Below are 4,553 nucleotides of genomic sequence, written 5' to 3'. Positions count from 1 at the left end.
GCGACGAGGCTCGTGCTGCGGAAGCCGACATGCGTCGGGCGGAGGATGTCGGACAGCCAGCGGTTCTCGCGGACGTGGATGTACTCGTCGATGAAATCGATGAACTCGTGCTCCTCGAGATCGCGCGCGCAGGTCGGCCGCGGCCGGTCGGCAAAGTACGATGCGCCAGCGAAGAGCGAGACGCGGAACTCGCCGATCTTGCGGGTGGAGAGCCTCCGGCCGACCGGGCGGTTGAAGCTGACGAACACCTCCGCCTCCCGCCGGGAGAGGTCGAGCATGCGGGTGTCCGTGATCAGCTCGATCTGGATGCCAGGGTACTGCCGCCGGAACGGGCCGAAGCAGGTGGTCAGGTAGAAGCTGCCCATACCCTCCATCGTGGCGATGCGCACCGCCCCGCCGGCGTCGCCGCTCGCCCCGACCGCCTCGGTCAGGGCGTTCGCGTGGTTCTCCATCCCCTCCGCGTGCCGCAGCAGGCGCAGCCCCGCCTCGGTGAGGGTGAACCCGGCGCGGCTGCGCTTGAACAGGCTCGCGCCGAGGCTGAGTTCCAGCTCGCGCACCCGGCGGCCGACCGTGGTGTGGTCCACCTTCAGCCCCTTCGCGGCGCGGGCGAGATTCCTCTGCCGCGCGACCGCGAGGAAGTAGACGATGTCGTTCGAGTCGTAGCGAGGCTGGGCTTTCATCCCCGCCATGCGGCCCCTCCGTTCCGTCGCGCGGGGTGCGCGTGTACCTCAGGCGACGTCGCGGTCATCCGCCAACCCCAGGCGGCCCGCCGGATCAGCCATCCGCGATCCCAGCCTCAGGCCGCGACGAGGGCACCGTAGGTCCCGACCAGCCGGTTGGCGAACATGTCGACCTTCGGGATCATCAGCTTCTGCCGGCAGACGGCGAGGTCCACGTGCCGCGGCATCACCGCACCGAGCACCGTGGAGCGGGGCGCCACGACGTTGATGTCCCACAGGGGGAAGCCGGTGGGCGGGATGACCACACTGCCGCCCGGATAGGGGCAGTCGACGCGGTTGGCCAGCACGACCGCGACGCGGTTGTCCTCCGCGCGCGGCACCGCGAGCAGCTCGCGCTCGAACGGCTCGCGCAGGGCCGCGGGCCAGAGCACGATGTCGGCCGCGCCGACGCCGAGACAGCGCGAGGTCTCCGGGAACACGGCGTCGAAGCCCGCCATCACGCCGACGCGCCCGAAGGGCGTGTCGAAGACCGGATAGGCGTCGCCGGCCGTGGCCCACCGCTTCTCCTCGGCGGTGAGGTGCGTCTTGCGGTAGCGGCCGACCTCGCCGCCGTCGGGGCCGATCAGCACGGTCGTCGCGAAGAGCGCCCCTTGGAGCGCCGCGCCGGCCCGCTCGACCACCGGCGCGGCGATGAGGCACCCGTAGCGCGCGGCGATCCCGGCGACCCGCGCGAGGATCGCGGGCGTCGCGGCCGCCTGGGCCGCCGCCTCGCCCGCGTCCGGCAGCCACATGGCGCTGAAGGCGTATTCCGGCAGGACCAGCACCTTGGCGCCGAGCTTGGCCGTGTGATCGAGCATGTCGAACACGGCGTCCGCGGCGGGCGCCTCGGCGGTGGCGTGGACCTGCACCGCCGCAACCTTGGTGACGCTGCGGGACGGGACGAGCGGCCGGTCGGCGAGGCCGCAGACCGGCGTCTGCTCGTAGGGCAGCGCGAGCGCGCCGTAGGTCTCCGGCCGGCGGCCGGCGATCTTGTCGTCGGCGGCGTAGATCGCCTTGTCGGCCGCCATCTCCGGATCGACGTCGGCGACCGCCATCCCATGAGTGTCGTAGGGCACCTTCGACAGGACGCGGCCCTTCGGGTCCACGATCATGCTGCCGCCGGGGTAGTAGATCGAGCGCTCGTAGCCGGACTTCGTGGCGGCGACGAGCCAGACGCCGTTCTCGTAGGCGCGGGCAGGCCCCCACATGTCGGCCTGATCCATGGCGAAGAAGTTCGCCATGTCGACGATGATCTCCGCGCCCTGGAGGGTCATGGCGCGGAAGATCTCGGGGATGCGGCCGTCGAAGCAGATCAGCAGACCGATGCGGCCGAGATCCGTCTCGACCACCGGGCAGCCGCGCTCGCCGAACGCGAACCAGTTCTGGTCGTGGGTGGCGAGGAACTGCTTGTGGTAGTGGCAGGCGAGGCGGCCCTGCCGGTCGAACAGGACGCCGGAGTTGAAGAGTTTGCCCCGGCCCGGGTCCCACTCGGTGATCCCGCTGGCGATGTAGATGCCGTGCTTGGCGGCCAGCTCTGCCAGGGCACGCACGAAGGGGCCGTCGGTGACCGTCTCGGCGAGATCCCGGGCATGCTCGGCCGAGTCGAACAGGTAGCCCGTGTCCATGCACTCGGGGAACACGACGAGTTCGGCACCCTGCCGCACCGCCTCCTCGACGTAGCGGGTCATCAGCCCGATGTTGTGGTCGTAGTCCCCGAGGCGGGCGAGCGTCTGCACCGCCGCCGCGCGAAAGCGTCGCTTCGTCATGGTCTGTCGGTCTCCGGTGTGGGGACCGGGTTCATGGACCCGGCCCGCTGAGTCAGGCTGATCCCGGCGCACCGCGGACCTCGCGCCAGAAGATGTCGAGGCAGCGCCGCTTCAGGGCGACGAAGGCCGGCGTGGTCGTCACCTCGGAGGCGCGCGGCCAGGGCAGTCCGACGTCGACGATCTCCGCGACGCGCGTCGGCCGCCGGCTCAGGAGCACGAGCTTGTCGGCGAGCTGGATCGCCTCCTCAAGGTCGTGCGACACGAGCAGCGCGGTGATGGCGCGCCCCACGAAGAGTTTCTGCAGCTGCTCGCGCATGGACAGCGTCATCTCGTAGTCGAGGGCCGAGAAGGGTTCGTCGAGGAACAGGATTTCGGGCTCGGTGACGAGCGCGCGCAGGATCGACACGGTCTGCTGCTGGCCGCCCGAGAGCGTGTAGGGGTAGGCCGAAAGGTCGAACCGCACGTCGAACTCGGCGAGCAGCGCCTCCACCCGGCGCGTGCGCTCGGCCCGCTTCACGCCCCGGACCTTGAGCGGGTAGTGGATGTTGTCGATCGCCCGGAGCCAGGGGAACAGCGCCTCGCGATAGTTCTGAAAGACGTAGGAGATGTTGGTCTCGCCGATGGTGCGCCCGTCGTAGAGGACCTGGCCGGCATCCATCGGCGCGAGGCCCGAAATCATGTTGATCAGGGTGCTCTTGCCGCAGCCGTTCGGGCCGAAGATCGAGATCAGCGCACCGAGCGGCAGGTCGAGGTCGAGGCGATCGTAGACGACCTCGCCGGCGAATCGTTTCGACAGGCTGCGGATCGTCAACTGGCCGCGTCGCGGTGCCGCTATCGCCACCGGAGCGCCTGCATCGATCACCTTCAGGGCGCGGGTCTGAGCCAAGGCGCGTCCTCTCAGCTACCGAGGTCGGCCGCGGTCAGGAACTTGGGGCGCACGTCGACCTTGGCCGGCAGCACCCCTTCCTTGGTGAAGACGTCGACCAGCGCCTGATAGGAGGCGACGTCGGTCTCGTTGAGTTCCTTGAAGCCCCGCAGGTAGGGCTGCGCCACGAGGTCGATCTGCTCGGGCCGGATCGCGGTGTATTTCGGCAGGATGCGCCGGTATTTCGGGAAGTCGGCGTTCGCCATCGCGGTGGCTTGGTCGATGATCTCGACGATCCTGCGCGCGACGGCCGGCCGCTCCTTCAGGAACCGCGTCGTGACGAGGGCCGCGCCGGAGTAGAAGGGATCGGCGATGACGGCCTCGACCGGGTTGGTCAGGGCGCGCTTGGCCTTGCCCGAGGCGACGGCGACCGACCCGACCGGCTCCAGCGACAGGGTCGCGTCGGCGCTCCCGCCCACCACCGCCGGCACCTGCATCGCGACGGCGAGGTCGACGAGGGTCACGTCCTTGTCCGGGTCGAGACCCGCCGAGCGCACCATGTGGCGCGCGATGGTCCGCCACTGGATGCCGGGGAGGTGGCCCAGCGTCTTGCCCTTCAGGTCGGAGAAGCTCGCGATCGGACTGTCGGGCCTGACGATCAGCCCGTCGTTGATCCGGTCGACCTTGATGCCCCCGCCCTGCAGCCCGAACACCTTGAAGGTGCCCGGGAACTTCTGCTCGGCCAGCATCGCGATGCCGGCGGCCGCGCCGGGCGGGCCGAAATCCGCGCGGCCGGCGACCAGCGCGTCGATGATGTGGTTGGGCGACTCCATCTTGTTGGAGTCGATCGCGATGCAGGCCTTCTCGAACAGCCCCTCCTCGAGCGCGACGTAGTAGGCGGTCGCCTGCATGATCGGCAGCCAAGCGGCGGTGACCTTCTCCATGCGCTCGCAGGCGGGTGCGGTCGCGGCCGAAGCCAGGAGAAAGGCGCCTCCTGCGAGGGCGGAAGTGCGGGTGCGCATGCGGTCGATCCCTGTCCGTTCAGGCGGTGTGGGGGTGCGGGGGGCGATCAGCGGCCGGCCCAATGGACGAGCCGGCCTTCGAGCAGGAGGAGGAGGAGGTTGAGGCCGTAGCCCATGGCTCCGGCCACGAGGATGGAGCCGTACATGTCGGCGAGTTCGTAGGAGATCTGCGCGTCGATGA

The 4,553-nt window shown here is 69.9% G+C and carries 4 protein-coding genes; all 4 read right to left on the bottom strand.

From position 1 onward, the window contains the following. The coding region (locus ACFE86_RS21270; RefSeq protein WP_375457307.1) for a LysR family transcriptional regulator at positions 1 to 689 on the bottom strand (689 nt) is incomplete at its 3' end. Positions 690 to 796: 107 nt separating this feature from the next. Further along, on the bottom strand, positions 797 to 2,485 hold the full coding sequence (locus tag ACFE86_RS21265) for a carbon-nitrogen hydrolase family protein (protein ID WP_375457306.1): 1,689 nt from the start codon (positions 2,483 to 2,485) through the stop codon (positions 797 to 799). Between the two features lie 52 nt (positions 2,486 to 2,537). Next, positions 2,538 to 3,371 (bottom strand): ABC transporter ATP-binding protein, encoded by an 834-nt coding sequence (locus ACFE86_RS21260; protein ID WP_375457305.1) that lies wholly within the window; start codon positions 3,369 to 3,371, stop codon positions 2,538 to 2,540. An 11-nt stretch (positions 3,372 to 3,382) separates the two neighbouring features. Further along, positions 3,383 to 4,372, bottom strand: a complete 990-nt coding sequence (locus ACFE86_RS21255; protein WP_375457304.1) for an ABC transporter substrate-binding protein — start codon at positions 4,370 to 4,372, stop codon at positions 3,383 to 3,385. Positions 4,373 to 4,553: the final 181 nt, after the last annotated feature.

This window comes from uncultured Methylobacterium sp. (assembly GCF_964244095.1).
Taxonomy (GTDB): domain Bacteria; phylum Pseudomonadota; class Alphaproteobacteria; order Rhizobiales; family Beijerinckiaceae; genus Methylobacterium.
This window is presented reverse-complemented; position numbering and strand designations above follow the sequence as displayed.

Coding starts and splice junctions, on each gene's coding strand:
- ACFE86_RS21265 (WP_375457306.1), bottom strand. CDS start 2,485: ATGACGAAGCGACGCTTTCGCGCGGCGGCGGTGCAGACGCTCGCCCGC.
- ACFE86_RS21255 (WP_375457304.1), bottom strand. CDS start 4,372: ATGCGCACCCGCACTTCCGCCCTCGCAGGAGGCGCCTTTCTCCTGGCT.